The organism is uncultured Subdoligranulum sp., assembly GCF_937890665.1.
On sequence record NZ_CALADU010000229.1, the window covers coordinates 1 to 4,444 of the forward strand.

At 60.7% G+C, this 4,444-nt stretch carries 2 protein-coding genes; one reads left to right on the top strand and one right to left on the bottom strand.

The features are described from left to right. Positions 1 to 3,265: acyl-CoA dehydratase activase (locus tag Q0526_RS13065; protein ID WP_298734361.1), on the bottom strand; the 3,265-nt coding region annotated here is incomplete at its 3' end. Positions 3,266 to 3,466: 201 nt separating this feature from the next. Between Q0526_RS13065 and Q0526_RS13070 the strand changes: the two genes are divergently transcribed. Further along, complete coding sequence (locus Q0526_RS13070; RefSeq protein WP_298734365.1) at positions 3,467 to 4,372, top strand: LysR family transcriptional regulator; 906 nt, start codon at positions 3,467 to 3,469, stop codon at positions 4,370 to 4,372. Positions 4,373 to 4,444: the final 72 nt, after the last annotated feature.

The following is a 4,444-nucleotide window of genomic DNA, read 5'->3' on the forward strand; positions in this document are numbered from 1 at the left end:
CAGCCAGCGGCACCGCCCGGATGCCCTGCGCACAGAACACCGCCGACAGCAGCCGGCAGAAAGCGTGGGAGGTGTTGGGCACCAGCACGGTCTTTTGCCGGTCGGTCTTCTGGAATTTCACCGGGTAGGGGTCCCGCAGCGGTTGGGGCACGGGGGGCGTCTTTTGCTGGGCACGGCGCATGGCCACCGTCTCGAGGAAGGAGCGCACCCGGATGCGCAGCGGTCCCTGCACATCGCTTTCGTCCACCTTGAGGATCAGCGGGATCTTGCCCGAGACTTCCTTCATCAGGCGGAGGATCTCATCGGAGAGATAGGCGTCGTGGCCGCAGCCAAAGCTGACAAGCTGGACATACTCCAGATGGGGATTTTGGGCGGCCAAAATGGCGCTGGACAGCATGCGGGCATGGAAGTTGTTGACGATGTCCAGCCGGCTCATGCTCAGGTCCACATCCTCCACCCCGGGCACCGCGTCGGCGGTCAGCACCGGGATGCCCATGCCGGCAAACAGTTCAGGCAGTTCGTGGTTGACCAGCGCATCGTTCTGGTAGGGGCGGGAGGCCAACACCACCGCAAAGCGATTTTCTTTGGTGACTTGGTCCAGTACTTCCCGGCCCCGGGCCTGCAAGGTGGTGCGGAAAGCCCGCTCGGCGTCCACCGCGGCCCGCAAGGCTCGCTTGGTTTCCCCGGCCGAAAAGCCGAAGATCTCTGCAAAATAGTGGACGAGCTGTTTTTCCCGGTCGGCCTCGGTGTACCAGTGGAAGACCGGCGCATCGTAGGGGATGCCCCACTGTTTGGCGGGGTCGTCCGAGTTGCCGATGACCAGCGGATACCCCTTGACCACCGCGCACATCGAGCGGCTGGTTTTTTCGGGGTTTTCCGACGGAACGGTGGTGACCACCGGCATAAAGATGCGGTCCACCTTTTTTTCCACCAGATTGCGGATATGACCGTGGACCAGCTTGGCCGGGAAGCAGACCGTATCCGATGTAACGGCGGAGATGCCGCTCTCGTACAGTTTGCGGGTGCTGCGGTCCGACAGTTGGACCCGGAAGCCCAGCGCCCGCAGCAGGGTGCTCCAGAACGGCAGGGTATCCCAGAAGGACAGCACCCGGGGTATGCCGATGGTGATGCCCCGGTCCTTGGTGGGATGAGGACAAGGATAGTCCCGCAGCAGCAGCTTTTCCCGTTCGCGGTAGAGGTTGGGCACAGCGCCCGCCTTTTCCCGCTGGGCTTTAAGCTGCTTTTGCACCGCCGCATCCTTGGGGTCGCCCAGAATCTCGCCCCGCTCGCAGCGGTTGTTGGTGATCCAAGAGTTGCCGTTGGAGAAGCGCAGAATCGTGCGCTTGCAGTGGTTGGTGCAGAAGGGACAGGGGGCGTTTTCCTCCTGATGGTACTGGAATGCTTCCAGCGCGTCCAGCCCCAAGAAGGTCTGGTTCTGGGGGTTCGCATGGTAGCGCTCCCGGGTGAGCAGCGCCATGCCGATGGCCCCCATCAAGCCGGGATAGGGCGCCCGGATGACCTGCCGCCCGGTATATTCCTCCAAAGCGCGGAGGACGGCGTTGTTCTCAAAGGTGCCGCCCTGCACCACGATGCGGTCCCCCAGCGAGTCCAAATTGGACAGCCGGATGACCTTGGTAAAGACGTTTTCGATGATGGAACGGCAGAGCCCCGCCATAATGTCCTGCGCGCTCTTGCCGTTGCGCTGCTCGGTGATGATGCTGCTGTTCATGAAAACCGTGCAGCGGCTGCCCAGCACCGCCGGATGTTCCGAGGCAAAAGCAGCATCGGCGATTTCCTTGGTGGGGATGCCCAGCGAGGCCGCGAAGTTTTCCAAAAAGGAACCACAGCCCGAGGAACAGGCTTCGTTGACCACGATGTTGGTGATGATGCCGTGGTCCAGCCACATGGCCTTCATGTCCTGCCCGCCAATGTCCAGCAGGAAGGTAGCATCCTGCACATATTCCTTGGCCGCCCGGGCATGGGCCACCGTCTCCACGGTGTGGTATTCAGCGCCAAAGGCCTTGGCGAACAGCATCTCGCCGTAGCCGGTGGTGCCCGCCGCCAGAATGTTCAATGTGGCGCCTGCCGCCCGGTACCGGTCCCGCAGGGCCAGCAGCGCCCGCTTGGCCACCAGCAGGGGTTCGCCGGCGTTGGGCGCGTAGAAGGAATCCAGCAGCTTGCCCCGATCATCCATCAGCACAAACTTGGTGGTGGTACTGCCCGAGTCGATGCCCAAAAAGGCGTCGATGGTTTCCCCTGCCTTGGGCTGGTAGGGGGTCAGTGTACGAGTACGGTGCCGCACCAAAAATGCTTGTTCTTCCACCTCGTCGGCAAAGAAAGGCCGGGATGCCGCCGTGACTTCTGCCTTGGGGGCATTGGCTTGCAGCCGCCGGCGCAGGTCGGCAGGCAAAGCCGGTACGCAGTCCCCCCGGAACATCGTTTCGGCACAGACGGCGGCCCCGCAGGCCACCATCAGCTCGGGATGTTCCGGCAGCAAAATCTCGTCCTCGGCCAGTTCCAAACGCTGGGCAAAAACCTGCACCAACACCGGGTTGAAGGTCAGAGGACCGCCCTCAAACACCACCGGCTTGGTGATGGTCAGGCCCTGCGCCAGACCGCCGATGGTCTGTTTGGCAATGGCATGGAAGGCCGACAGGGCCAGATCCGCCTTGGCCACCCCCTGATTGAGCAGCGGCTGAATGTCTGTCTTGGCATAGACGCCGCAGCGGCCCGAAATATCGTAGACACAGCGGCCCTGCTGGGCCAGTGCATTGAACTGTTCCACCGGGACTTTGAGCAGCGAGGCGATCTCGTCGATAAAAGCACCGGTGCCGCCGGCACAACTGCCGTTCATCCGCATATCGGCCACACTGCGGGCGCCGGTTTGGGGATCCGTCTGGAAAAAGATCATCTTGGCGTCCTGACCGCCCAGCTCGATGGCGCTGCCCACGGCGGGGTAACGGCGGCGCAGGGCGGCGGCGTTGGCGGCCACTTCCTGTGCGAAGGGCAGGTCCAGCGCTTCGGCAATGGGTTTGGCGCCGGACCCCGTCAGGCAAAGCCGGAAGGTCTGCCCGGGGAACTGCTGTTCCAACGTGTCCAGCACATGAAAAACGCTTTGCAGTTGGTCGGCGTGGTGGCGCCGGTATTCGGAATATACAATCTCGCCGTTGTCCGGTGCGAGGACCGCCACCTTGGTGGTGGTGGAACCGATGTCGATACCGGCGGTCAGACCTTGGGGAACTTGGGTTTGCTGTGTTTGTGCCATGATGATTCTTTCGTTCTTTCTACTGGAAATTTTCTTGTTGAAAAACTCGGCCTTTGCCGGCCGATTGCGCGAAGGGACTCGACGAAATTTGTCAAAATTCGACGGTACCCTATTTTCTATTGAACCATGTTTTCTCTGGAAAAAGAAGTGAAAAAATGGTACAATTCATGTAAAACACGCATTAATCCGAGGTGTATGGTTTTGAATACGCAACAATTAGAGAGTTTTATTCAGATTGCAGAAAACTTGAACTTTGCCCGGGCCGCCGAAATTTTGAACGTGACCCAGTCGGCGGTATCCCGTCAGATTCAGGGGCTGGAGGAAGAACTGAACACCAAGCTGTTCTACCGCACCACCCGCACGGTGCTGCTCACCCCCGAAGGGAACATCTTTTTGGAGCACGCCAAACAGATGCTGGAACATCTGCGGATTGCTTCCGCCCGAATGCAGCACCACAGCAGTGTGGGTACACAGGTGCTGCGCATCGGCTGCGAAAGTGAGGGAGAACTGCGTTTTCTGCGGGAGCTTCTGCGCACCTGCCGCAATACCATCGAGGCTTTTCACCCCTATCTGCGGATTCTCCCCCACCAGGCGCTGCTGAATCTGTTTTTCCAAGGGGAGTTGGAGGTCCTATTCGGGTTTGAGGATGGGCTGCCGGTGCGGGAGGGGCTGCACTTTACGCCGCTGCGTCAGGTGCCGTTGTGCTGCGTGGTGCCCAACGGCCACCCGCTGACCCAGCGCACTCACATTGACGAGGAAACGCTGTTTGCCCAAGAACTGGTGCTCTGCAACGCCTACACCATTCCGACGCAGGCCACCGCGCTGCAAAATCGCATTGCCCAGCATCTTTCCCCCGAACGTATCCACATCAGCGAGAACGCGCAGGTGGTACGGATGTTGGTGCAGGCCGGGTACGGTTGTGCAATTTTGCCCCAGCCCGCCGCCGGGGACCCCGAATTGACCTATCTGCCGCTGGATGGCATTGCGCCGCTGCGATACGGCATCTGCTGTGCCAAAACGGTCGGGGATGCCCTGCTCAAGCAATTTGTGCAGTTGGCCCAGCAGGTAGCCCGCCAGTTGGATGACGCGGACCGCCCCCGGCCTTGACCGCTTCTATCATACATCATAAATCATAACCCCACGTTGAACGTGGGGTTTGCAAAACGGCCCCATAGGGGC